Source organism: Streptomyces sp. NPDC041205 (assembly GCF_055591765.1).
On sequence record NZ_JBVIZH010000003.1, the window covers coordinates 392,138 to 416,550 of the forward strand.

Below are 24,413 nucleotides of genomic sequence, written 5' to 3' on the forward strand. Positions count from 1 at the left end.
CCGTCGGGTCGGGGAGCGCCGGGGCACCGGCTCTCCCGGCGGCCCGCGGCCGAGGCCGGACGAGGCCCCCGTTTCCGCCGTGCGCGGACGCGGGGGCCTCGCGCGTCACAGCGTCAGGCTCGCCTGCACCGGCAGGTGGTCGCTCGGGAACTGCCCGCCGAGCGAGAAGGTGTTGATGGCGGCCGCGTGCACCCGGGCGCCCGGCGTCGCCAGGATCCAGTCGATGCGGTCGCCGTCCGGTACGAGCGGCTTGTAGCCGTGGAACGTCGCGTACTGCTTGCTGCGCTCGTCCGCCGCGTCCCAGGTGTCGACGAGCCCGGCGCTCAGCATCGTCTCGTACACCGGGTTCTTGTGGGCCGCGACATTGAAGTCACCGGTGACGATCAGCGGCAGCGACCGGTCGAGGGTCGCGATCCGGTCGGTGATCAGTCGCGCGGCGCGGGTGCGGGCGTACTGACTGGCGTTGTCCAGATGGGTGTTGAGGACGTACAGCTCGCCGTCCGTGCGCCGGTCCAGGAAGCGGACCCAGGTCACCATGCGGATCGAGCCGCCGCCCCAGGTGTTGGAGCCGATCACGTCCGGGGTGTCGGAGAGCCAGAAGTGGTCGTAGGCGACGGGCAGCAGCCTGCGCGTGTCGTAGAAGACCGTCATGAACTCGTCGCGGCTGCCGCCCGCACGGCCCGTGCCGATCCACGCGTAGTGCTGCCCCAGGTCCTCGGCGATGTCCTGCACCTGCTGGTACAGCCCCTCCTGGGTGCCCACGACGTGCGGGCGGGCGCGTCGCAGCAGCTCCCGCGTGACGGGGCGGCGGTCGGCCCAGGTGTTCGGCGGGGGCGTTCCCGCGTAGCGCAGGTTGAACGACATCACCTCCAGGCGGCGGCCCGGACGCTCCACCGCGCGGGCGGGCGACGCGGCCAGGGCGGTCGCGAGCAGCGGGACCGTGACGGCGGCGGCCGCGGCCGCCGTCCGCAGGCCGGAGCGGCGGGTCACTCGGTTGTCGGTCGGCACGCGTTCTCCTTCATCGGGTCGTGGTCGGTGCGTTCGGTCACGGTCGGGCCACGGTCAGCGTGGAGTGCGCCCACGGGAGTGTGGAAGCACCATCTGAGACACGCGTGAACACACGGGGACCGGCACGCGAGAAGGTGTTGACCAGCGGGAAGGTGCACGGATAACTTCAGTATTCGGATGTTCGATTCCGTCAGACGGAAACGCGGTCGATCGTGCCGTGGGTGTGAGTCACCGGGTCCCGGTGTGGGTCACTGAACAGTGGAGGGTGCACGGATGGGTCAGCAGGAGAAGGTGTCCACGAGCCTCGCAGGTGCGGTCAGTGAAGGCATCAGCGCCTCGCTCGCGCCGGTCGACGCGGAGCTCGAACGCCGGTACCCGGGAGACCCCGGCACCCGCCAGCCCGTGCACACCGTGTACGTACCCGGTGAGGCCTTCGCCGCCGACACCATCCGCGACTGGGGCGACCGCGCCCTCGCCGCTCTCGACGAGCACGCCCCCGACGCCGCGTCCTTCGCCGCCGTCCTCGGCCTCGCCGACGAACTCGCCGAGCCCGTCCACGCGCGCGTGCGGGCCAAGCTGGAGCGCGAACCCGTCGAGGACCTGCGCGTCGACTTCGAGGACGGCTACGGCGGGCGCACCGACGCCGACGAGGACACCCACGCCGCCCGCGCGGCCCGCCTGATCGCCGAGGCCTACGCGAACGGCACGGCCGCTCCGTACATGGGCATCCGCATGAAGTGTATGGAGGCGCCGGTACGCGACCGGGGCATCCGCACCCTCGACATCTTCCTGTCCGGCCTCATGGAGGCGGGCGGGCTGCCCGACGGCCTCGTCCTGACCCTGCCCAAGGTGACCTACGCCGAGCAGGTCACCGCGATGGTGCGGCTCCTGGAGGAGTTCGAGAAGGCCCGCGGCCTCGCCCCCGGCCGGATCGGCTTCGAGATCCAGATCGAGACCAGCCAGTCCATCCTCGCCGCCGACGGCACCGCCGCCGTCGCCCGCATGATCGACGCCGCCGAGGGCCGCGCCACCGGCCTGCACTACGGCACCTTCGACTACAGCGCCTGCCTCGGCGTCTCCGCCGCCTACCAGGCCAGCGACCACCCCGCCGCCGACCACGCCAAGGCCGTCATGCAGGTCGCCGCCGCGGGCACCGGCGTGCGTGTTTCCGACGGCTCCACGAACGTGCTGCCCGTCGGCCCCACCGCGAAGGTCCACGACGCCTGGCGTCTGCACTACGGCCTGACCCGGCGCGCCCTCGCCCGCGCCTACTACCAGGGCTGGGACATGCACCCCGGCCACATCCCCACCCGGTACGCCGCCGTCTTCGCCTTCTACCGCGAGGGCTTCGCGCAGGCCGCCGCCCGCCTCGCCGCCTACGCCAACTGCACCGGCGGCGACATCGCGGACGAGCCCGCCACCGCGAAGGCGCTCGCCGGGTACCTGCTGCGCGGCCTGGACTGCGGGGCGCTCGACACGGCCGAGGTCACCCGGCTCACCGGCCTGACGCTCGCCGGACTCCAGGTGTACGCGGGGCCGCGCCGGGGGGATCTGACGCCGTCCGCCAAATGAGGGAGCGCGGGCGTCCCGTCGTCGTCACGAGATGCCCCGCACCGGCTGTCACTTCTGCCCCGTACTCTGTACGCCACACAGCACATCAGCACGACGGCGGCACAGGGATCGCAGGGACGGGGCAGCGGTGTCTTCGGGGGAACAGGGACAGACGGACGGGATCGGCCGCGTCCTCGCCGGGCGGTATCGCGTTCTCGCGCAGCTCGGGCGCGGCGGCATGGGCGTGGTGTGGCGCGCCCTCGACGAGGTGCTGCACCGCGAGGTCGCGGTCAAGGAACTGCGCACCTACACCGACACCGCCGGGCCCGAACTGGCCGACCTGCGGCTGCGCATGCAGCGCGAGGCCCGCGCGGCGGCCCGGGTGCGCCACCCCGGAGTCGTCGCCGTGCACGACGTCGCGGAGGTCGACGGGCGGCCGCTGATCGTCATGGAGCTGGTCGACGGCCCCTCCCTGGACGACGTCCTGCGCGAGCGCGGCCCGCTCGACCCGCGTGCGGCGGCGACCATCGGCGCCAAGGTCATGGACGCCCTCGCCGCCGCCCACCGCGCGGGCGTCCTGCACCGCGACGTGAAGCCCGGCAACATCCTCCTCGGCACCGGCGGCCGCGTCGTCCTCACCGACTTCGGCATCGCCACCATGGAGGACCCCGGCGACGGCTCGGCCACCCACCTCACCCGCAGCGGCGAACTCGTCGGCTCCCTGGACTACTTGGCGCCCGAGCGGGCCCAGGGCCAGGAGCCCGGCCCCGCGTCCGACGTCTGGGCGCTCGGCGCCACGCTGTACGCGGCCGTCGAGGGAGCCTCGCCCTTCCGCCGCACGTCGACGTGGTCCACGCTCACCGCGATCGTCGTCGAGCCCCTGCCCGTGCCGCTGCGCGCGGGCACGCTCATGCCGGTGCTGCGGCTGCTCATGGACAAGGACCCGCAGGCACGCCCGGACGCGGAGGGCGCGCGGCTGCTGCTGGAGCAGGTGGCTGCGGGGGAGACGATCTCGGGGGGCTCCCCGGGGGCGGGGAGTGCGGCGGGGGCTGTTGGCGGAGGAGTGGGGGCTGCGGGGGCCGGTGGGGACAACGGGGCTTCCGGGTCTTCCGGGTCTTCTGGGTCTTCTGGGTCTTCTGGGTCTTCTGGGGTTCCTGGGGCAATCGGGGCTGGTGGTGCCGTGGGGGCTACTGGGCCTCTTGGGGCTGCCGGGCCTGTGGGGGCGAGCGGCCCTCTCGGGGCTGGCGGCCCTCATGGCGCGACCGGGCCTCTCGGGTACGCGGAGTCGTCGTCCCAGGGCGTCGGGGGCGGGGAGCGCGAGCCCACGGTGCGCCATGTGCCGACCGCGCCGCCGCCCGGGTTCGGCCCGCCCCCTGGTGCGGTCGGCGGGTCCGCGGGGCACGGGGGGCAGGGGACGCCCGGCGAGCCCGAGGCGTTCGGCACGCCGGGTGCGGCGCCCGCGGGGTCCATACCCGCGCCCGCTCCGGAACCCTCCGGTCGGCGTGCCGCGCGGGCGGGCCGACCGCGCCGCGGCAAGGCCCTGCTAGCCGCCGCGGCCGTGGCGGTGGTCCTCGCGGTGACGGGCGTGACCGTGGCGGTCCTGTCCGGCGGGGACGACAAGAAGGACCAGGCGCGGGACGCGCGGGACGCGCAGGAGGCCGGGAGCACCGCCGAGCCGGGCTCGGACGCGAGCCGGGGCGCACTGGACCCGGACGGCTCGAAGCCCTCGAAGCAGGGGGACAAGAAGCAGAAGCCCTCCAAGGACGCCGAACGCCCCGACAAGGCGGGCAAGGACGACCGGGACGGCGACGGCAAGAAGGACGACGGGGAGTCGGACGACGACTCCGGTTCCGGATCCGACTCCGGCGACAAGTCCGACGCCCGCCCCAAGGAGTCGTCCAAGCCGCCCAAGAGCGGTACGTCCGGCGGTTCCTCCGGTGGCGACGAGGAGCCCGCGTGCCATCCCGCGGGCGGCGGCAAGTACGACTGCTCGGTGTGGCGGACCGCGAAGTCGTACCAGGCGTCGGGTGCCGAGGCGGGCATCCTCAACGCGGGCACCAACTACTTCTACTGCCAGCAGAACCTGGGCCGCCGCGAGACGTACGGCCAGTGGACCAACGTCTGGTGGGCCAAGACGGACGACGACAGCGGCAACACGAATGTGTTCGTGAGCGACGTCTACATCCGGGGCGGCGACAACGACAAGCCGCTTCCGGGGCTGCCGACCTGCTGATTCCGGGGCCGCGCGGCCACTGAGGGGGTGCCGGGGACGCCGTAGGCTGGCGCGCTGGTACGCCGGGCACGCCGTGAACAATCTGGTTGCGCGGCCCGCGCGGCGGCGAGGACCCTTGCCGGATGGACGAGTTGACGCCGACGGAAGCCCTGCTCCGTGCGGACGACCTGGCCCACGAAGACGATCCGACCCACGACGACGAGCTGACCCGCGACGGCTATCCCACCCGCGGTGACGAGCTGACCCACGACGACGAGTCGGCCCGCGGCGACGACCTCACCGTACGGCCCGCGACCCCCGAAGACGCCGCGGAGATCTGCCGACTGCTCAACACCATCGACATCGCGGAGGTCGGGCATCCGGAAACCGACCTGGGCACCGTCGAGACCGACCTGGTCCACCCCGAGGCCGACCTCGCTCGCAACTCCTGGCTGGCCTTCCACCACGGACACCTGGTCGCGTACGGACTCCTCTGGGACGACTCCGGCGCCGACCGCATCGACGCCGACCACTACGTCCTGCCCGACCACCAGGACGCGGGCGAGCGCGTGCTCGCCGCGATCGAGACCCGCGCCGCCGAACGCGCCGCCGAGAACGGCGCGGCCCGCGCGGTCGTCCACCTCACCCTCCACATCCGCCCCAGCCTCGACCGGGCGACCCTCACCCGACGCGGCTGGCGCACCGTCCGCCGCCACCACGTCCTGACCCGCCCCCTCTCCCGTGCGGCCGACCCCGCCCCGACCCCGCCGCCCGGCCTGACCCTGCGCGGCTGCGAGGCCGAGGCCGACCGACGGCGAGCCCACGCCCTGGTCGAGGAGACCTTCGTCGCCCACCACGACCACCAGCGGCGCACCTACCAGCAGTGGCTGGACGACCTGGGCGAGGGCATGGACTGGTCCCTCGTCTGGATCGCCTCCCTCGCCGGGGCGGGCGACGTCGCCGTCGTCCTGACCCGCGACGACCGCGCGGCCATGGCGTGGATCCGCAACGTCGGCGTCCGCGAACACGCCCGCGGCCGAGGCATCGCCGGTCATCTGCTGCGGCACGCCTTCGCCGTGTACGCTGCCCGCGGCCGCGACACCATCGGCCTCGGCGTCGACACCGAGAACGCCACCGGCGCCCTGAACCTGTACACGGCCCACGGCCTCACCCTGCACTTCGCCGCGGACACCTGGGAGGTCACCCTGCCCACGCCCCGCTGAACCGCCCGCCGGCCTGTAACCCCGCTGCCCGTACCGGACATGAAGAGGCATGAAGAGGCAGGAGGACAGGCCGCGCGAGGAGAGGAACGGAGTGCGGGGGGACGACCGGGACAGCCGGGACCATCGCGACCACCGGGGCGACGACGTCGGCGGCCGCGACGAAGAACGCTTCGAGGAACTCTTCGAGGCGCACTACGAGCACGTGCTGCGGTTCGCCGCGCGAAGAGTCGAGCCGGAGGCGGCGGGTGACGTGGCCGCCGAGGACTTCCTGGTCGCCTGGCGGCGCCTCGCCAAGGTGCCGCGGTCCGACGACGAGGCACGACCGTGGCTGTACGCCGTGGCCCGCCGCGTGCTGGCCAACCAGCGGCGCGGCGACCGGCGGGGAGAGCGGCTCGCCGCCCGCATCGGCGGCGTCGACCCGCCCAGGGCCGGGCCCGACCACGCGGGGGACGTCGTCGGCGTACTGCATCTGCGGCAGGCGCTCGGCACGCTCTCCGCGCGGGACCGGGAGACCTTGCTGCTCGTGGGATGGGACGGCCTCGACGTGGCGGACGCCGCGAAGGTCGTGGGCTGCGGCCGCCGCACCTTCGCGGTCCGGCTGCACCGGGCCCGGCGACGCCTCGCGCAGGCGCTCGCGGGTTCGTACGCGGACGAGGGGGCGCCGCGGACCGCCGTGGCGCTGCAGGGGAGGCAGGCATGGGCGGTCGGCGGACGGAGACGACCCAGGAGGCGCTGGACTGCACGCGGCGCACCCTCGGCCCCTGCGACCCGGCGCGCGGGGACGAGTTCACCGGCGCCGCACGGGCACCGGAGGGCCGGGCCGTGCTGGCCCGGATCCTCGCGGACCGGCCGGAGCAGCGCGGCCGTGCCCGGAGAACGCGATGCCGCCGGCTCGTCGCCGCGGCCACGGTGACGGCACTGGGAGGAGTGACAGTGATGGCGGACGCCATGGGGGTGCTCCCGTCGGGCGTGGTCGACGGGCTCACCCGCATCCAGGACGACGGCATGGGCGAGGTCGACCTGGACCGGGCCCGGATGCTGGTGGCGGGCCCGATGCCGGACGGCCGCCGGACGATGCAGGTCTGGCAGGCGCCCAACAAGAGCGGCGGCACCTGCCTGCACACGCGGTACGTCGCCGCCGACGGCGCGGCGGAGGGGGGCGGCACCGAGTGCTCGAACGGAGCGGGCGCGACCCCCTTGGACCGGCTGCCGCTGTGGACCGGCGGCGGCACCACCGAGATGCCCGGATACGAGACCGTCTACGGGCGCGCCGCCGAACCCGCCGTGACGGTACGCATCACCTGGGCCGACGGAGCACGGCGGACGGTCCGTCTGAACCCCGACGGCACCTTCCTCACCTTCGCCCGCAGGCAGCCCGAGACCGAGCGGGAGTACCGCACCATCGACGCGCTCGACCGGCAGGGGAAGGTCGTCGTGAGCGACCCCCACGGGTAGCGCGCTCTTCGCGGGCCCGCGCCGCGCCCGCCCTCAGTCGGCGGGCCGCAGCTCCCCCGACCCGCGCGTGATCAGTCGCGTCGGCAGCTCGATGCGCTCCGGCGCGTCCGAGGCGCCGTCGAGCTGGCGGAACAGCCGCTCCGCCGCCGTGCGCCCCAGCTGGGCCGCGTCCTGGGCGACCACCGTCACGCCGGGGCTCAGCAGGTCGGCCAGCTCGATGTCGTCGAAGCCGACGAGGGCCACGGGGCGGGGGAGGCTCGCGAGGACACGTACGACCGTGACCGTCACTCGGTTGTTGCCCGCGAAGACGGCGGTGACGGGGGAGGGGCCGGACAGCATCGACTCGGCCGCGCGCCGGACCCGCTCGGGGTCCGTGGGGCCGAGCGACACCCAGGACTCGTCGACGTCGATGTCCGCCTCCGCCATCGCCGCGCGGTAGCCGCGCAGCCGCTCTATCGCGGTGTGGATCCGGGGCTGGTCACCGATGAAGCCGATCCGGCGATGACCGTGGGCGACCAGGTGCGCCACCCCGTCGCGCGCGCCCCCGAAGCTGTCGGAGAGCACCACGTCGGCGTCGATCCGCCCCGGCGGCCGGTCGACGAACACCGTGGCGACACCGGCGGCGATCTCCGGCTCCAGATAGCGGTGGTCGTCGCCCGCCGGAATGACCACGAGCCCGTCCACCCGGCGCGCGCACAGCGCGAGCACCAACTCCTGCTCGCGGTCCGGGTCCTCGGCGCTCGAGCCGTTGATGAGCAGCGCCCCGTGCGCGCGGGCGACCTCCTCCACGGCCCGGCTGAGCGGCCCGTAGAACGGGTCGGCCAGATCCTCCAGGACCAGGCCGATGCTCGCCGTACGGCCCTTGCGCAGCACCCGCGCGCTGTCGTTGCGCCGGAAGCCCAGCGCCTCGATGGCCTCCTGGACACGGCGTTCGGTGTCGGGCGTGACACCGGGCTCGCCGTTCACGACGCGCGACACCGTCTTCAGGCCCACGCCCGCGCGCGCGGCGACGTCCTTCATGGTCGGCCGGTTGCCGTAACGGCTCTTGGAGTCCGCGATGCCGTCCGAAGTGCTCCCGTCCGTACGGAGGCGGGAGACGGGGGTGCGGGCGGTCTCTGCCACGGTGCGCTGTCCTGTCTGTCGTCCACTGGTGCGGATCTCAGTCTGCGTAACGTTGATGCTTCACGTGCGGAAGTTCAGATTTCCACCTCCGTACTTCCGCCTCGGTACCGCGATCTCCGTACTCGGACCTCCGTACCGCGCCCTCGGTACGTCGGCTCGGGTACGTCGAGCTGTGTACGGGCTCACGTGAGGTCCACTATCCATGGAGGGCCGTACGCTCTCGCCCATCGGGGTCCGCGTCCCCGCCGCCCGGGGCCGTGCGCACCCGGTCGCATGCGTGTGCCCCGCGTGTGGCGTCGAGCATAGGACCTGGACAACGTTGTCAGATGCACGAGAGACTATGCACCGCACTCTCCGGCCTGCCCTTTCACCAGGAGATCTGACACTGATGCCCACGGACCTCGTCGCCGCACTCGACATCGGCGGCACCAAGATCGCCGGAGCCCTGGTGGACGGCCAGGGCCGGATCCTGCTGCGCGCCCAGCGGCCGACGCCCGCGCGCGAGGACGGCGACACCGTGATGCGCGCGGTCGAAGAGGTGATCGGCGAGCTGACGGCCGGTGAACCGTGGGGCCTCGTCCGCGCGGTCGGCATCGGCAGCGCCGGTCCGGTCGACGCCACCGCGGGCACGGTCAGCCCGGTCAACGTCCCTGGCTGGCGCGGCTATCCCCTCGTGGAGCGGGTGCGTGCCGCCGCCGACGGCCGGCCCGTCGAGCTGGTGGGCGACGGCGTCGCGATGACGGCCGCCGAGCACTGGCAGGGCGCCGCCCGCGGCCACGACAACGCGCTGTGCATGGTGGTGTCCACCGGCGTCGGCGGCGGCCTGATCCTGGGCGGCTCCCTGCACCCCGGCCCCACCGGCAACGCGGGCCACATCGGACACATCAGCGTGGACCTCGACGGCGACTCCTGCCCGTGCGGGGGGCGCGGCTGCGTCGAGCGGATCGCGAGCGGCCCGAACATCGCCCGGCGCGCCCTGGCGAACGGCTGGCTCCCCGGGCCCGACGGCGACACCTCCGCCGCCGCGGTGGCCCGTGCGGCCCGCGCGGGCGACCCGGTCGCCGTCGCCTCCTTCGACCGCGCGGCGAAGGCCCTCGCCGCGGGCATCGCCGCCACGGCCACGCTCGTCGAGATCGACATCGCGGTGATCGGCGGCGGCGTGGCGATGGCGGGCGACCTCCTGTTCGCACCGCTGCGCCGCGCCCTGCGGGAGTACGCCACGCTGTCGTTCGTCGGCGGCCTCACCGTCGCCCCTGCCCTGATGGGCACCGACGCGGGCCTCGTGGGCGCGGCCGCGGCGGCGCTGCGGGCGTTCCCCGACGCGACGGTCGGACAGCTGCGCCCGGTGGCCAATCGCTGAGCCCGGTCGCGGCGGCTCCGGCGGCTCAGGGAGGTCGCCGCCCGCGGGGACGGGCCGAATCTCGTCGACGCCGTGCGAACGGCCAGCGGCCTGCGCCCAGTTGCGGCACGATGCTCCCAACGGGGGGAGCGTCAGGCGATCACGATGGCAGCGCAGAAGGATCCGAGCCGGAGGAGAGTCACAGCACCTCGGGCGGCCGCGTGGACGGTTGGTGCCGCGCTCGTCGCTCTGCTGGTGACCTCATGTGCGGGTAGGCCGAGCGGGGGTGACGACCCGGAAAGCCAAGCTCTCTACGGACAGGAAATCATCGAGAGCCGCAAGGAGATGTTCGAAGGCCGGATCAGCTATACGCGTCTTCGTTCGGCGAAGATCGGTCGAGCATTTGAGTTCCAGGCGGAAGTGGCAGGGCTCCGCGCCGCCGGATCGCAGGGTGCGCGCAAGGACTTGCAGCACACGGGTGAGCTGCAGGTCGGCACACTCGTGGGCGTCAAGCTGCACTGCAGCGGGGCGGGCGTCACATGCACGGCACTCTCCTCCGCGCGGCAGAACGTGCTCACGCCTGACGACAAGGCGAAATGGCGATGGATCGTCAAGCCATCCGCGACGGGCACCATGGCTCTCGCCCTCACGGTCACGGCGTACTACCGCGACACGAACAACGTCCTTTTCGAGAAGCCGCCCTTCATGCAGAGAGCTCGCGTCGACGCGACGGCGGCGCACACGGCCCGGCGCGCCAAGGACGACGCGATCGCGGTGCTGGCTTTCCTGGGCGCGGTGTTCGGTCTGGGCGTCGCCTGGGTGACGATCCACGAGTTCTGGCAGCGTCGCTCCGGCAGAAAGGCCGAAGCCGAGGCCGCGAAGAAGGCTCCGCCACGGAGGGTGAGGCACCGCGAAGGACCCCGCGTGCGTCGTCGCAACCGGACATGACCTTCGACCCCCGTGCCGCCGGGGGCTGCCGGGATGGGAAGATCGGTCGGTGACCAGTGATGCCGCCGTGCTCGACCATCCCGTCGCCCAGTCGCTGCTCGGGCAGCACGCGGAGCTGGCCCGCCGGTGCGGGCAGGCTGTCACGTATCTGCCGGGGGTCGCGACCTTCTGTGCGGTGCCGGCCGAGCCCGACGCGACGGACTGGGCCGATCTGGCGCGGCTGCTCGGCAGCGGCGGTTTCGCCGACATGTTCAGCAGCCCGGCGCTCCCGCCGTCGGACTGGGAGCCGGTCTTCGAGTTGGAGGGGCGGCAGATGCTGTGGCCCGGCCGCCAGGCCGGTGCTCCACGTCCTGCCGCCGATGCCGCGGTCCTGGAGCTGGGGCCGGAGGACGTGCCGGACATGCTCGACCTCGTCGCGCAGGCCGCACCAGGACCGTTCTGGCCCCGCACCTGTGAACTCGGCACCTATCTCGGGATCCGTGCGCAAGGACGCCTGGTGGCGATGGCGGGCGAGCGGCTGCGGCCTCCGGGCTGGACCGAGATAAGCGCCGTGTGCACGGCCCCCGAGGCACGCGGCCAGGGCCACGCCGCCCGCCTGGTGCTCGCGCTGGTCGAGCGCGTTCTGTCCCGGGGCGAGCGGCCGTTCCTGCACGTGGCCGAGGCGAACACCGGAGCCATCGCCCTCTACGAGAGGCTCGGGTTCGAGAGCCGCAAGTCGGTGACCTTCCGCGGCTTCCGCACCCCGTGACGCGCTGTGGGGCCCGGCCACGTCGTCGAGACAGGGCCGGGCCCACTGGCGCCGCCCAGGTGCGAACGGGCGCCGCGCCCGCGCGCACTCAGCAGCCCAGCACCGGCTCCGCCCAGTCCGCGTGGTCCGAGTCGATTCCGTCGCCGCCGTCCGTCACGACGAGGCGGATCACCTCGGCGCCGCGCACGTCGGCCGAGATCGGCTTGGCGGGGTCGGCGGTGGTGAGGACGCCGGTGGACGCGGCGAGTCTGCCGTCGGCCCAGATCTGGAAGGCGACGGTGCCCTTGTCCGGCTTCTCGTCGTCGACGCCGACCTGCGCGGTCAGCTTTTCGCAGGTTCCGCCCGCGTAGTACTCGACGGTGCTCTCCGCGTGCACGCCGAGCCCCTTGGCGTACACCTTGCCGCCGATGGTGAGCGGCTTGCCGTCGCCCGCCGCGCTCTCGCCGTTGCTGGTGTCCTTCTCGACGGGGCCCCAGCCGTTGGTGGTGGACAGCCACGGCAGGCCGCTGAGCGCGGTGTCGCCCGCGGGTGGGGCCACCACGACCTTTGCCGTCAGCGGCAGTTCGAGCTGGACGCGGCCGCCGCCGGGGGCGCGGTGACTCGCCTTCAGATCAAGGGTGTAGGTGCCGGGCTCGGCGTCCCGGGGCGCCGCCACCTGCCATGACGTGCCGAGGGTCTCGCCCCTCCGGAGAGCGGACGCGCGGGTCGGGGAGGTCGCCTTGAGGCGCCAGCCGGAGGGTCCGGTGAGGGAGACGCGGACGTCGCGCGCGTCGGTGCTGCCCCGGTTGGCGACCTTGGTGAGCAGCTTCTCGGCCTTGCCCGCCTCCACCAGCGGGTCGGCGGCGGAGCCGAGGTCGACGGCGGGCGGCTTGTCCTGCCACTGGCCGTCGGCCGAGACCCGGACGAGGACCGTGCCGTGCGCGGGCACGGTCGCGGAGATGGTGCCCGCGACGTTGTAGCTCTCGTGCTTCCACAGGTCGCGCAGCGAGTAGCCGTCGGCGGCGGGCAGGCCCACGGCCTTGGCGGTCGTGGAGATGGTCTTCGGGCTGCCGGTCTCGTTGAACAGGGCCACGGCCCGGCTGCCGTCCTTCATCTCCTTGGCGACGACCCAGCGCCCGCCGTCGGACGAGACGACGTGGCCCTGCTTGCCCAGCGGGTCCTGGTCGACGGCGATGACTTCCTTGTTGCCGAGGATGTCGAAGGTCTCGGGGGAGACCTTGCGCAGGTCGGAGCCGATGAGCAGCGGTGCGGCCATGACCGACCACATGGAGAAGTGCGTGCGGTACTCGGTCGCCGTCATGCCGCCGTTGCCGACCTCCAGCATGTCGGGGTCGTTCCAGCGGCCGGGTCCCGCGTGCTGCGCGAGCGGCAGGTTCTGCTTCATGATGGAGAGCATCGAGCCCCAGTTGTCGCTGATGTCGCCCGTGGTGCGCCACAGGTGACCGACGTCGGCGGCCCACTCCCAGGGCTTGTTCTCGCCCCATTCGCAAATGCTGTAGACGATCGGGCGGCCCGTCGTCTCCGACGCCGCCTTCAGGGCGTCCCGCATGGCGATGTAGCGCTTCTTGGCGTCCACGCCCTGGTTATTGCAGTTGTCGTACTTGAGGTAGTCGACGCCCCAGTCGGCGAACTGCTGGGCGTCGCTGCGCTCATGGCCGAGCGCTCCGGGGAAGCCCGCCGAGTTGCAGGTCTTCGTGCCCGCGCTGGTGTAGATGCCGAGCTTCAGCCCCTTGGAGTGGACGTAGTCGGCGACCGCCTTGATGCCGCCGGGGAACCGCTTGGGGTCGGGCACCAGCTTGCCGTCGGCGTCGCGCTGCGGCAGCGCCCAGCAGTCGTCGAGGTTGACGTACTCGTACCCCGCGGCCTTGAGGCCCTTCTCGACGAAGATGTCGGCGATCCCCTTGACCATGGACTCGTCGAAGTCGGCGCGGCAGTGCGTGGCGTTCCAGTTGTTGAAGCCCATCGGAGGGGTGAGCGCGAGACCACCCGGCAGCCGGGAGCCCTCGCTGCCCCGGGTCTGGGCGCCGTCCGCTTGGGGAGACCGAGCGGTGTCCGTGCCCGGGGCGTCGCGGGCGACGGCGGGCGCCGCGAGCCCGGCCGCGCAGAGCAGCGCCGCGGCGAGCGACCCGACCACTCTTCGGGGGATGGTGCGGCTGGAAAGGTGACGCATCGTGACGTTCCTCCGTACTCGCGGAAGATGGGATGTCTTCGTGTACGTGTCACTCGTGCGCGCTTACGGTAGGGCGTGTTGAACTCTGTTGGAAGAGGAGCGGTAACGGTTCGGGCCGTCCCCGTCAAAACCCTTGACTGCGGGGACTGGTGAGAGTGAGATCCAATCCTTGCGTTCGGTTGTGTTCGGTTGCACCCCGAGGAGGGGACATGACGCAGTCATCGTTCACCGGTCCACCGACCCCGCGCGGTGGGGCTGGACATCCGATGTCCCGGCGGAGTCTCCTGCGTGGTGCGGCCGTCGGCGCCGGGGCGGTCACGCTTCCCGCGCTGCTCGCCGCCTGTGGCGACGGGCCCGGCGGAAACAAGAACGAAGTGACGGTGGGCTCCAACGCCTCGGACGCCGTGCCGAAGAAGGCGTTCACCGCGGCCTTCGCCGCGTACGAGAAGCAGAGCGACAAGAAGGTCAAGGTCAACACCACAGAGCACAACGAATTCCAGCAGAACATCACGCGCTATCTCCAGGGTTCACCGGACAACGTCTTCATGTGGTTCGCCGGTTACCGCATGCAGTACTTCGCCGAAAAGGGCCTGCTCATCGACATCAGCGATGTCTGGAAGGACTTCAAGGGATTCTCGCCCGCACTGAAGGAGCAGTCGACCCACGACGGCAAGCAGTACTTCGTGCCGTACTACTACTATCCGTGGGCCGTCTTCCACCGGAAGAGCCTCTTCGAGAAGCAGGGCTACGAGCAGGCCAAGAACTGGGACCAGTTCATCGCGCTGGCCAAGAAGATGCACAAGGACGGCACCCCGGTCGCCTTCTGCGACAAGGACGGCTGGCCCGCCATGGGCACCTTCGACTACATCAACATGCGCCTGAACGGATACGACTTCCACCAGAGCCTGATGGCGGGCGAGGAGGCGTGGACCGACCGGAAGGTGAAGAAGGTCTTCGACCTGTGGCGCGAGCTCATGCCGTACTACCAGAAGGGCGCCCTCGGCCGGACCTGGGAGGAGGCGGGGCAGGGCCTCCAGCAGCGCAAGACCGGCATGGCCGTCTTCGGCATGCCGCACCCCGGCACCCAGTTCCCGGAGAACGAGCGCGACGACATCGACTTCTTCGCGTTCCCCGAGATCGACCCGCAGTTCGGCCAGGACGCGGTGGAGGCGCCCATCGACGGATTCCTCATCGCCAAGAAGTCCAGGAACGTGGAAGGCGCCAAGGACCTGCTCGCCTGGCTCGGCACCGCCGAGGCCGAGGACGTCTATCTCAAGGGCGACCCCAACAACGTGGCGGTCAACGACGACGCCGACACCGCGAAATACAGCCCGCTGCAGAAGAAGTCCGCCGAACTCGTCTCCAAGGCCAAGCACATCTCGCAGTTCCTCGACCGCGACACCCGCCCCGATTTCGCGCAGACCGTGATGATCAAGGCGCTGCAGGACTTCATCGACGACCCGAAGGACGTCGACGGTCTGGTCAACAGCATCGAACGGCAGAAGAAGGACATCTTCTCCGCGTCCGTGAGCTGACCCGGCCGGAACCGGAGCCGTGAGCCGAACCGAGCGTTGATTCGTGAGCTGATGCGTGAGCTGATTCGAGAGGACCGCACTCCGTGCCGCAGAAAACCGCGCGGCGCGCCGGACGAAGGGCGACGCGGCGCTTCACGCGCCGTGACATCGCCGTGCTCGGCGTGCTTCTGGGCATCCCCATTCTGCTGGACATCGTCATCGTCTGGGGCCCGGCCCTGGCCTCCGTCGGCCTGTCCTTCACCTCCTGGGACGGCATCGGCGACATCCACTGGGTGGGCGGCGACAACTACGAGAACCTGGTCCAGGACTATCCCGCGTTCTGGCCGGCGGTCCGTCACAACCTGCTGTGGATCGCCTTCCTCGGCCTGGTCGCGACGCCCTTCGGGCTCTTCCTCGCCGTCCTCATCGACCGCGGCATCCGCTTCAGCCGCTTCTACCAGTCCGTGCTCTACATGCCCGTCGTGCTGTCCCTCGCCGTCGTCGGCTTCATGGCGCAGCTCCTGCTCGGCACCGACCAAGGCGTCGTCAACACGATCCTCGACGACCCCAACGATCCCGTGGACTGGCTCGGCGACTCCGACATCAACCTGTGGATGATGATGCTGGCCGCGAGCTGGCGGCACACCGGCTACGTCATGATCCTCTACCTGGCCGGACTGAAGTCCGTCGACCCGGCCCTGAAGGAAGCGGCGGCCATCGACGGCGCGAACGAACGCCAGACGTTCTTCCGCGTCACCCTCCCGACGCTGCGCCCGGTGAATGTCATCGTCGGCGTCATCACCGTCATCGAGGCGCTGCGCGCCTTCGACATCGTGTACGCGGTGAACAAGGGCCGCAACGGCCTCGAACTGCTCTCCGTGCTCATCACCGACAACATCATCGGCGAGGCGAGCCGCATCGGATTCGGCTCCGCCATCGCCGTGGTCCTGCTCGGCGTCTCGCTGGGATTCATCGTGACGTTCCTGGTCCAGGAGCTGAGAGGAGCGCGCGAGAAATGACCGCGGACATCCGTACCACCGCCCGCCCCGGCCGATCCGCGCCGCCCGCGCGCCAATCCGGCCCGCCCCGCCGCCCTCGCCGCGGCCGCTACGGCGCCCACATCTTCCTGTCCGCGGTGTCGCTCGCGTTCCTCGCGCCGCTGCTGCTCGCCGTCTACGCCAGCCTGCGCCCGTACGAGGAGACGGCCCAGCACGGCTACTTCTCGTTCCCTAAGAAGCTGTCCTTCGACTACTACCGCGAGGCCTACACCGAATCCGGTATGGGCAAGTACTTCATGAATACGCTGATCATCGCCGTCCCCGCGGTGATCGTCACGCTCTTCCTGGCCGCGTTCGTCGCGTTCGCCGTCGCCCGCATCAACGTCCGCGGCAGCCTCGCCCTGCTGATGTTCTTCACCGCGGGCAATCTGCTGCCGCCGCAGGTCCTGGTCACGCCGCTCTATGTGCTGTTCCTGAAGATCGACCTGCCCTGGTGGATGTCCGACTCGATGACCCTCTACGACTCGTACTGGGCCGTCATCCTTGTCAACATCGGCTTCCAGGTGGGTTTCTGCGTCTTCGTCCTGTCCAATTTCATGCGCACGCTGCCCAAGGAGATCCTGGAGGCGGCGATCGTCGACGGCGCCGGGGTCTGGACCCAGTTCTGGCGCATCACCCTGCCCCTGTGCCGCCCCGCGATCGCGGCCCTCGCCACGCTCGAGTTCACGTGGATCTACAACGACTTCCTCTGGGCCCTGATCTTCATCTCCAACCCCGACAAACTCCCGATCACCTCGTCCCTGAACAACCTGCGCGGCCAGTTCTTCACGGACTACAACCTGCTGGCGGCGGGATCGGTCCTGGTGGCCCTGCCGACGATTCTCGTCTTCCTGCTGCTGCAACGGCACTTCATCGCGGGTCTGACGCTGGGGTCGAGCAAGGGCTGAGCCCGGTGCGACGGGGGTGTTCCCCGCCGCACCGGGCCGGAGTCAGAGGTGTCGGCGGCCTGCCGTCAGGACTGCGGCCGCTTGCCGTGGTTGGCCGCGTGCTTGCGGCGGGCCTTCTTCTTGCGGCGTCGCTTCGAGGACATGACCGCGCTCCTCTCGGGGTGGGATGGCGCCGGTTGTGCTTCTATCCAGCGTTTTCCGACGTTTTCCACCCTTTCACACCGTTGCGGGGCTCGCGATTCCGCCCGGTGCTTCGCGGGAGCGACGCGGCCGTGGGGCTCCGGGGCGCGCGGCCCCGAGTCCCACGGCCGCCCCGGTCAAGGGCCGAGTCGGGGCTGCGCCAGCGCTTCCCGTACCGAGGCGACCGGTGACAGCGTCGCCTTCAGTCCTGTGATGCCCATGACGCGCAGGGTCATGGGGTCGGTGCACACCACCCGCAGGGCAGCGCCCCGGGCGGTGAGGCGGCGGTGGGCCCGCATGAGCAGGGAGAGGCCGGAGCAGTCCAGGAACGTGGCACGCGTCAGGTCGACCACGACGACCGGGGCCGGGCCCGCCGTCACGGGGTCGAGGTGGGGGAGCGTGCGCTGGAACCCCACGAGGTCCATGTCGCCGTACAACTCCACGACGGTGGCGTTGCCGACCTCGTACACCCGGGGTGGTAACTCCGGGTTCTCGCACGTGAATTCGCTCAGCTTGTCCTGATGCACTAATCCCCCCAGGGCGAGCCCCGGCCAGTGCGCGCGGCCGGGGGCGGCTGCCGTGTAGCAACCGGAACGAGGAGGTCACCAGGGGCCAGGGTGCCTGGCGGATCACGGTATCGGGCAGGGCTGCGACGCGGAGTGCGGGAACGATTCACGGGAGGGCACTGCCACTCGATAGGGGGAAGTTACCTCAAGGCGCTTGACAAGGAGTCTTGGCTGTTCGTACGAGAACGGTCACCCTCATCAGGCGCTGGTTTCCGTGGCAGTGTGTTGCGGGCAAGCCACTGGGGGCCAACAGAAGAGGGGGAACCGTGATCGTCTGGATCAACGGCGCGTTCGGTGCGGGCAAGACCAGCGCCGCACGGGAACTGATCGAGCTGATCCCGAACAGCACACTCTTCGACCCTGAGGTCATCGGCGGTGAGCTGCCGCAGCTGCTGCCGGCCAAGCACCTCGCCGAGGTGAGCGACTTCCAGGACCTGCCGATCTGGCGGCGCCTGGTGGTGGACACGGCGGCCGGGCTGCTCGCCGAGGTCGGCGGCGTACTGGTGGTGCCGATGACACTGCTGCGCCAGGAGTACCGCGATGAGATATTCGGCGGCCTCGCCGCCCGCCGCATAGCCGTGCGCCATGTTCTGCTCACTCCGGACGAAACGATCCTGCGTGCGCGTATCGCCGGACGCGAGGTCTCCCCGGACGTGCCCGACGGCGAACTGCGCGTCCGCCAGTGGTCGTTCGACCACATCGAGCCCTACTTCGCCGCGCTGGCCGCCTGGCTCGGCGCGGACGCCCACCGCGTCGACAACGGCGCCCTGACGCCGTCCGAGACGGCCGAGCACATCGCCGAGGCCGTCCGCACCGGGGCCGCCGCCGTCTGCGACATCGTGCAGACGCCCGAGCCCACCGCCGAGACCCTCGCCGCCGGGGTGCTGCTCTTCGACGAGCAGGACCGGGTCCTCCTGGTGGATCCGACGTACAAGGCGGGCTGGGAGTTCCCCGGCGGTGTGGTGGAGCCGGGCGAGGCGCCCGCGCACGCCGGTGTGCGCGAGGTCGCCGAGGAGACCGGCATCCGCCTCACCGGCACGCCGCGCCTCCTGGTCGCCGACTGGGAGCCGCCCGCGCCGCCCGGCTACGGCGGCATGCGTTTCCTCTTCGACGGCGGCCGCCTCGACAGCGCCGATGCGCGCCGGCTGCTGCTGCCGGGACCGGAGCTGCGCGACTGGCGCTTCGCCACCGAGGACGAGGCCGCCCGGATGCTCCCGCCCGTGCGCTACGCCCGACTGCGCTGGGCGCTGCGGGCACGGGAGCGGGGCGCGACGCTGTACCTGGAGGCGGGGGAGCCGGTGGGCGGCTGATCCGGGCGGCCCGGCGGCGAAGGCGCTGGGTGCTCGCGTCAGGCGGGAAGCAGCGGCTGCTGCCCGTTCAGGAGGGCCGCGCCGAGCGCGGTGACCGCGTGCAGCACGGTGTTCCGGTGGCGGCGGCTGGAGACGAGCGCGGCCTGGCGCAGCGCCGTGAGGTGGCGGCTGGCGTTGGACGGGCTCAGGCCGGTGCGCAGGGCCAGCTCCGTGGTGGTGAACGTGCCGTCGGCCGCTGCCTCCAGGAGCTGGGCGCGGGCGCGGCCGAGCAGGGCGGTGAGGGCCGGGTGGTCGGCGGGGGTGTGGTCCGGCCGCTCCCAGCCCGGCCGGCGTTCGATCGGGTAGACCAGGACGGGGTCCAGGGCGGGGTCGATGAGAGTCGTGGGGCGGCGGAGGCCGAAGAAGGACGGCAGGAGCAGCAGGCCGCGTCCCGCCAGACGGAGGTCCAGGTCGAGCGGGAAGTCCAGGGTGAGGACCGGGTAGTCCCAGCGGGCGGACGGGTGCAGCGCGCCGAGGACCTCGCCCCACCCGCCGTGTGCGAGGGCCCGGCCGCGCAGCGCGATGTCGTGGCGCACCTGATCGTGGATGACCGGCCAGTACGGCTGGAGCCCGACGTCGAAGCAGGCCTTGGCGGTGTCGGCGATGCGGCCGAGCACGTGGGCCGAGCCCGCGGCCAGGTCGGCCGTCCAGGAGGGCAGCCTGTGGCCGGGGTTGAGGCGGTCGAAGGTCCGGAGGTCGGTGCGCAGCGTGTGCCGGGGCAGGGCGCGCAGGGCCTCCGTCTGCGCCCGGAGTCCCGCGCCGGTGCGCAGGGTGAGGAAGTCGCAGGTGTAGCCGCGGACCGGGGAGAGCGCCGTGAGCAGCCGGACGTCGGCCGGGAGCGCCGGGGCCACCTGCCGTCGCCAGGCGCCGAAGAGCACGGAGGCGTCGCGGCGCCGGAGCCGGTGCAGGCTGATGCTCAACTCCCACATCGGATCGGGTCCGTCGGCGAATCGAGTGCGAGCGAGATCGTCCGAGGTGAAATGAATCCTCAGCATTCCGTTTCCCCCGATTTTGGTAGCGCAGGTGACTTCCCTGTGGTCGCGGTGCGGTTGGCGCCCGCATACCAGGGACATTGCATCCAGTCGCACACTTGTAGCAGTCCGCCCGGTTAATGCATCAGTCTCTTTTCGGCACGAAGAAAGGGCGTTCCATCCATCGTCCGTCGAAGGGGAGAACATGCGTAAGACTTGGGGAGTCGCGGCGGCTTCCGCGACGCTGGTGCTCGGTGGAATCGCGGCGGCTCCGGCTTCGGCGGGGGAGAGCGGCGGAAGCGGTGCGAGCGGCTCGCGGGGTGAGAGCGGGGCACAGGCGCTGCCTTCGTGTCCCAGCACGTACGCCTGCTTCTGGGTGAACATCAACTACGGCGGTGCGAGGGGGCAGGTCGCCGGAAACAACCCGGACTACAGGGCCTTCCGGCAAGGCCAGTGTGCGAGCGGCACCTGGAACGACTGCATCAGCTCGTACTCCAACGCGGGAACGGAGTGCACCGTCTACTTCTGGACGAGCGCCAACTACACCGGCAGGTGGCACAGCCTGGGACGCAACGACGCGGTGCCCAACTTCGCGGCCGCGCCGCCGACCGGCTACAGCGACCCGGCGTTCAACGACACCATCAGCTCCAACCACTGGTGTTCGCCGCGATGACGCGCAGGCCACCACGGGTTGTGTGCCTCGCGGTGGCCGTGCTCGCCGGCCTGTCGGGCTGCTCGTCCACCGGGCCGGACAGGCCGGCCGCCCCCCGGTCAGGGGCGGCCGGTCCGTCGGCCCCGGGCAGGCTGAGCGCGGACGCCGTCGACATGGTCACCCGGTCCGGGGGCTGGCCCGTGGTCCAGCAGACCCTGGACACGGCCCTGAACAAGCTGACCCACACCTGCATGCGGCGCGCGGGCTTCGCCTACCCGGCGGCGAAGGCGGCCCTGCCGACGTCGCTCGACGACGCGAAGGCGCTGGTCGACCTGCCCACGCGCCGCCGTCACGGGTACGGCATCGCGTCCAAGCCGCCGTCGTCCGGGGCGCCACCCGCCCCGTACTACACCGAACTCGACGCGGACCGGCGCCGCCGCTTCGACCTGGCCTTCGCCGGTCCTCGGGACGCGCGCACCGACGTGGGGACGGGGGCCGGCACGATTCAGGTGGGGCGGCGTGGCTGTGACGCCGAGTCGCGCGCCGGGCTCGCCGGAGACGTCGTCACCTGGGCGCGCATGTACTACACGCCGCAGGCGCTCAACGCCCGCCTGGACGCGGCCGTCCCCCGGCAGCCCGCCTACGTCGCCGCGCTGGCCGGCTGGCGGTCCTGCATGACCGGGCGCGGGCACTCGTACCCGTCTCCCGAAGCGGCCCGCAAGAAGTTGAGCGACGCATATGAGAAACGTGATCGGAGGAAGTCCGCGCAGAATTTGGAGTTCCGCGCACTCGAACGTGATGTCGCCGCAGATGACGGCGAATGCGCCTTGGCAAATCGGCTTCCTTTGTCGGCCATTGAAGCGCGGCGCAAGCTCGTGCATTCCCTTCCGGAGAAGGATCGTGCGGTTATCACTGAGCTGGCGCGCATTCAGGCGGCGGCGTTGGAAAGGGCCGAGGCGGTCCTCGTCGACAAGCCTCGGCGGGCAGCCCGTTAGGACACCGTCGGAGGGGGCCTCAGGAGTTCCCGTACCGCTCCGCCGCCGCCCGCAGCACCGCCGACGCGTCCCGCTCCACCGGGTCGCCGTGCCCGAAGCACGCCACGTCCGCCTCCAGCGCGGCGAGCCGGTGGAAGGACGCGACGGCCTGCCCCCGGTCCTGGTTGCCGACGCCGAGCAGCACGCCGTGCTCGGGCGTGGCGGCGATGGCGTCACCCGTGAACAGCACGCCGTGCCGCGGCAGATGCACGCCGACGCTGCCCGCCGTGTGCCCGCGCGCACTCACCAGGCGCGCGCCCCCGCCGAAGTCGAGCACGTCGTCGTCCGACACCTCCTGAACCTCGGGGGCGTACACGTGCTGCTCGGTCGCCCCCGGCACGTGCTTCGTCGCCTCCTCGAAGATCGGCACCTCCCAGTCCTCAAGGGCGGGCGCGGGACCCGGCACCTCGCCGCGCACCATCGGCGCGTCCAGGTGGTGCGCGTACACCGTCGCCCCGGTGAGCTCCGCGAACTCGCCCGCGCCGCCGGCGTGGTCGCCGTGGAAGTGCGTGAGCACGACGCGGCGCACGTCGCCGGGGCGAAGGCCGAGCCCGGTGATCGCGTCCGCGAGGGCCGCGCCGCCGCCGGGCGGACCCGCGTCGACGAGGGTCAGCTCCTCGTCGTCCCGCCACAGGTAGGCCTGGCCGACGGGGAAGCGGAAGACGTGGAGGCGGGGCTTGAGCTCGGTGATCCCGATGGCGTTCATGCGGCGACCGTACGGAGACGTGCCCGCTGACGGGAGGTCACTTCGCCCTGGGCATGCGCGTTCCGCTCAGGGCAGAGCACCGCTGCGTGCCGTGCGCCGGATCAGGGCGACCGGCTGGTCAGAGCGTGCAGGAACGCACCGGGTCGCTTTCGGGGCGCGGCACCGTGCGGCTTCGCGGCGGGGCCGTGCCGTCCTCGGCCCAGGCCGTCAGCGCGTCGAAGGCATCGCGTACGCAGGGCAGCATGGGGCGTACGAGGCGCGGGTGTGCGCCGTACAGGCCGTCGGTGTGGTTGCCGCCGGTGACGCGGTAGTAACGGTGCCGGTCCCCGCGGTGTGCCTTTTGCACGAGCCGCGCGTACCGGTCGGAGCCGGGGCCGATGGGGACGAGGGCGTCCAGCGTGCCGTGCAGGGTGATGAGGGGGCGCTGGACGCGGCCCGTCAGGGACAGGCGGGCCACCGTGTCGTGCACCGCGCGCGGGCGCGCCGCGTAGTCGTAGTCGGTGTCGCAGCCCTTGCCCGTGCCCTCGCGGCAGAACGGCGTCCCGGCCTCGGTGGCGCCGTCGTAGCCGGGGTCGACCTCCTCGCGGATGAGGCGCTGGAAGGTGTCCCACTGGGTGCGGTAGTGCGTCTCCCACAGCGGCTCGGACTCCGGCGGATAGCCCGCGGCGCGCAGCGCCTCGCGCGCGCCGGGCTCACCCGCGAGGAGCCGCGGGTAGGCGCGCAGCGCGGGTGGCAGCGTCGCCAGGAGGTTCGGTGACCCGCGGGTCAGCAGGACGCCCTCCCAGTCGAGGCCGCCGTCGTACAGCCACGGCACGTTCTCCAGCTGCCAGCGGACCAGGTAGCCGCCCATGGACATGCCCGCCGCGTACGTGTGCCGAGGCGCGCGGCCGTAGTGCCGGGCCGTGACGCGCTCGGCGGCGACGGTGAGCTGGGTGAGGCGCCGGTGCCATTCGGCGATGGCGTCGCCGGGGCGCTCGCCGTCCCGGTACAGCGTGGGGCCCGTGTTGCCCTTGTCGGTCGCCGCGAACGCGTAGCCCCGCGCGAGGACGTGGTCGGCGATGGTGCGGTCGTTGGCGTACTGCTCGCGGACGCCGGGCGGCCCCGCCACGACCAGGCCGCCGTTCCAGCGCTCCGGCAGCCGGATCACGAACTGGCTGTCGTGGTCCCAGCCGTGCGTGCTGTTCGTGGTGGAGGAGTCGGGGAAGTAGCCGTCGAGCTGGGCGCCGGGCACCCCGCTCGGGTTGCGGGTGCCCGGGGCCTCCAGGCCCGCCCAGTCCGCGGGGTCGGTGTGGCCGGACGCGACGGTGCCCGCCGTGGTGAGGTCGCGGAGGCAGGCGGCGACGGTGCGCTCGGCGCCGGGGACGCGGAGCCGGTCGGCGGGGCAGGGGGTGGCCGCGGCGGTTGGTGTGGGTGTGGCGGTCGGGGTGAGCGTGGCCAGCAGCAACGCGGCCGCGACTGCGGAGAGGTGACGGAACATCATATGTGGGGCTCCTTAGGTCAGACCGACCGTAGGGAGCGGCCGGGGACGGTCGTAAGTGCCGACCGGCCAGGGTGGCGGCCACGCGTGCGTCCGGGTGCCGAGGGGCGGCTGGCCGTACGGCACATGCCGAACGGCCACAGTCGACCGTCCCGCCCCCGAAGCCTCGTTGTGGCCGAGTGAATCCAAGTACCGTGACAGCCCAGCTGGTTGGGAGGCGCGGACGGCCATGCCGGGTTGGGA

Annotated in this window: 22 protein-coding genes; 14 read left to right on the forward strand and 8 right to left on the reverse strand. The window is 72.0% G+C overall.

What is annotated here, in order from left to right:
* Positions 1–105 precede the first annotated feature (105 nt).
* Positions 106–1,008 carry an endonuclease/exonuclease/phosphatase family protein gene (locus ACZ6BG_RS16005; protein WP_469001189.1) on the reverse strand — a complete coding sequence of 301 codons (903 nt, stop codon included), beginning with the start codon at positions 1,006–1,008 and terminating at the stop codon, positions 106–108.
* A 273-nt stretch (positions 1,009–1,281) separates the two neighbouring features.
* On the opposite strand from ACZ6BG_RS16005, the gene ACZ6BG_RS16010 reads away from it, so the two are divergent.
* From ACZ6BG_RS16010 to ACZ6BG_RS16030, 5 genes are all read left to right on the forward strand, one after another.
* Positions 1,282–2,580, forward strand: a complete 1,299-nt coding sequence (locus tag ACZ6BG_RS16010) for a DUF6986 family protein (RefSeq protein ID WP_469001192.1) — start codon at positions 1,282–1,284, stop codon at positions 2,578–2,580.
* 127 nt (positions 2,581–2,707) lie between these two features.
* Complete coding sequence (locus tag ACZ6BG_RS16015) at positions 2,708–4,792, forward strand: serine/threonine-protein kinase (RefSeq protein WP_469001193.1); 2,085 nt, start codon at positions 2,708–2,710, stop codon at positions 4,790–4,792.
* A 122-nt stretch (positions 4,793–4,914) separates the two neighbouring features.
* Positions 4,915–5,994, forward strand: a complete 1,080-nt coding sequence (locus tag ACZ6BG_RS16020) for a GNAT family N-acetyltransferase (protein WP_469001196.1) — start codon at positions 4,915–4,917, stop codon at positions 5,992–5,994.
* Between the two features lie 49 nt (positions 5,995–6,043).
* Positions 6,044–6,907, forward strand: coding sequence for an RNA polymerase sigma factor (locus ACZ6BG_RS16025; RefSeq protein WP_469001200.1), 864 nt, complete (start codon positions 6,044–6,046; stop codon positions 6,905–6,907).
* Positions 6,908–6,930: 23 nt separating this feature from the next.
* On the forward strand, positions 6,931–7,449 hold the full coding sequence (locus tag ACZ6BG_RS16030; protein WP_469001202.1) for a hypothetical protein: 519 nt from the start codon (positions 6,931–6,933) through the stop codon (positions 7,447–7,449).
* Positions 7,450–7,482: 33 nt separating this feature from the next.
* Here ACZ6BG_RS16030 and ACZ6BG_RS16035 read toward each other — a convergent pair whose 3' ends face one another.
* A complete protein-coding gene (locus ACZ6BG_RS16035; protein WP_469002936.1) occupies positions 7,483–8,469 on the reverse strand; it encodes a LacI family DNA-binding transcriptional regulator in 987 nt (328 codons plus the stop codon).
* Between the two features lie 490 nt (positions 8,470–8,959).
* Here ACZ6BG_RS16035 and ACZ6BG_RS16040 point away from each other — a divergent pair, with 490 nt between their 5' ends.
* The 3 genes from ACZ6BG_RS16040 to ACZ6BG_RS16050 all read left to right on the forward strand — a co-directional run bounded on the left by ACZ6BG_RS16040 (position 8,960) and on the right by ACZ6BG_RS16050 (position 11,606).
* Positions 8,960–9,931: an ROK family protein gene (locus ACZ6BG_RS16040; RefSeq protein ID WP_469001205.1), complete on the forward strand. Its 972-nt coding sequence runs from the start codon at positions 8,960–8,962 to the stop codon at positions 9,929–9,931.
* A gap of 144 nt (positions 9,932–10,075) precedes the next feature.
* Positions 10,076–10,858: a hypothetical protein gene (locus tag ACZ6BG_RS16045; RefSeq protein ID WP_469001207.1), complete on the forward strand. Its 783-nt coding sequence runs from the start codon at positions 10,076–10,078 to the stop codon at positions 10,856–10,858.
* A 49-nt stretch (positions 10,859–10,907) separates the two neighbouring features.
* On the forward strand, positions 10,908–11,606 hold the full coding sequence (locus ACZ6BG_RS16050; protein ID WP_469001210.1) for a GNAT family N-acetyltransferase: 699 nt from the start codon (positions 10,908–10,910) through the stop codon (positions 11,604–11,606).
* An 88-nt stretch (positions 11,607–11,694) separates the two neighbouring features.
* Here ACZ6BG_RS16050 and ACZ6BG_RS16055 read toward each other — a convergent pair whose 3' ends face one another.
* Positions 11,695–13,776 (reverse strand): NPCBM/NEW2 domain-containing protein, encoded by a 2,082-nt coding sequence (locus tag ACZ6BG_RS16055; RefSeq protein ID WP_469001212.1) that lies wholly within the window; start codon positions 13,774–13,776, stop codon positions 11,695–11,697.
* Positions 13,777–14,042: 266 nt separating this feature from the next.
* On the opposite strand from ACZ6BG_RS16055, the gene ACZ6BG_RS16060 reads away from it, so the two are divergent.
* The 3 genes from ACZ6BG_RS16060 to ACZ6BG_RS16070 all read left to right on the forward strand — a co-directional run bounded on the left by ACZ6BG_RS16060 (position 14,043) and on the right by ACZ6BG_RS16070 (position 17,235).
* The gene (locus ACZ6BG_RS16060) at positions 14,043–15,311 is read left to right on the forward strand and encodes an ABC transporter substrate-binding protein (protein ID WP_469001215.1); all 1,269 of its coding nucleotides are present in this window, start codon (positions 14,043–14,045) and stop codon (positions 15,309–15,311) included.
* Positions 15,312–15,394: 83 nt separating this feature from the next.
* Entirely contained in the window at positions 15,395–16,309 is a 915-nt protein-coding gene (locus ACZ6BG_RS16065; protein WP_469001217.1) for a carbohydrate ABC transporter permease, read from the forward strand.
* Positions 16,306–17,235 carry a carbohydrate ABC transporter permease gene (locus ACZ6BG_RS16070; RefSeq protein ID WP_469001219.1) on the forward strand — a complete coding sequence of 310 codons (930 nt, stop codon included), beginning with the start codon at positions 16,306–16,308 and terminating at the stop codon, positions 17,233–17,235. Before ACZ6BG_RS16065 ends, ACZ6BG_RS16070 begins: the two co-directional genes overlap by 4 nt.
* A 65-nt stretch (positions 17,236–17,300) precedes the next feature.
* Here ACZ6BG_RS16070 and ACZ6BG_RS16075 read toward each other — a convergent pair whose 3' ends face one another.
* Both ACZ6BG_RS16075 and ACZ6BG_RS16080 read right to left on the reverse strand, forming a co-directional pair.
* Positions 17,301–17,378, reverse strand: a complete 78-nt coding sequence (locus ACZ6BG_RS16075) for a 50S ribosomal protein bL37 (RefSeq protein ID WP_375256634.1) — start codon at positions 17,376–17,378, stop codon at positions 17,301–17,303.
* Positions 17,379–17,552: 174 nt separating this feature from the next.
* Positions 17,553–17,942, reverse strand: coding sequence for an STAS domain-containing protein (locus tag ACZ6BG_RS16080; protein ID WP_469001222.1), 390 nt, complete (start codon positions 17,940–17,942; stop codon positions 17,553–17,555).
* A gap of 305 nt (positions 17,943–18,247) precedes the next feature.
* Between ACZ6BG_RS16080 and ACZ6BG_RS16085 the strand changes: the two genes are divergently transcribed.
* Complete coding sequence (locus ACZ6BG_RS16085) at positions 18,248–19,291, forward strand: NUDIX hydrolase (protein ID WP_469001226.1); 1,044 nt, start codon at positions 18,248–18,250, stop codon at positions 19,289–19,291.
* A gap of 38 nt (positions 19,292–19,329) precedes the next feature.
* Here ACZ6BG_RS16085 and ACZ6BG_RS16090 read toward each other — a convergent pair whose 3' ends face one another.
* Positions 19,330–20,250, reverse strand: coding sequence for an ArsR/SmtB family transcription factor (locus tag ACZ6BG_RS16090; protein WP_469001230.1), 921 nt, complete (start codon positions 20,248–20,250; stop codon positions 19,330–19,332).
* A gap of 256 nt (positions 20,251–20,506) precedes the next feature.
* Here ACZ6BG_RS16090 and ACZ6BG_RS16095 point away from each other — a divergent pair, with 256 nt between their 5' ends.
* Both ACZ6BG_RS16095 and ACZ6BG_RS16100 read left to right on the forward strand, forming a co-directional pair.
* Positions 20,507–20,974 (forward strand): peptidase inhibitor family I36 protein, encoded by a 468-nt coding sequence (locus tag ACZ6BG_RS16095; RefSeq protein ID WP_469001234.1) that lies wholly within the window; start codon positions 20,507–20,509, stop codon positions 20,972–20,974.
* A gap of 179 nt (positions 20,975–21,153) precedes the next feature.
* On the forward strand, positions 21,154–21,948 hold the full coding sequence (locus tag ACZ6BG_RS16100) for a hypothetical protein (RefSeq protein ID WP_469001237.1): 795 nt from the start codon (positions 21,154–21,156) through the stop codon (positions 21,946–21,948).
* Between the two features lie 19 nt (positions 21,949–21,967).
* Here the strand turns inward: ACZ6BG_RS16100 and ACZ6BG_RS16105 are convergent, their stop codons facing one another.
* Positions 21,968–22,684, reverse strand: a complete 717-nt coding sequence (locus ACZ6BG_RS16105; protein WP_469002939.1) for an MBL fold metallo-hydrolase — start codon at positions 22,682–22,684, stop codon at positions 21,968–21,970.
* 127 nt (positions 22,685–22,811) lie between these two features.
* The gene (locus ACZ6BG_RS16110; protein WP_469001240.1) at positions 22,812–24,173 is read right to left on the reverse strand and encodes a tannase/feruloyl esterase family alpha/beta hydrolase; all 1,362 of its coding nucleotides are present in this window, start codon (positions 24,171–24,173) and stop codon (positions 22,812–22,814) included.
* Positions 24,174–24,413 lie beyond the last annotated feature (240 nt).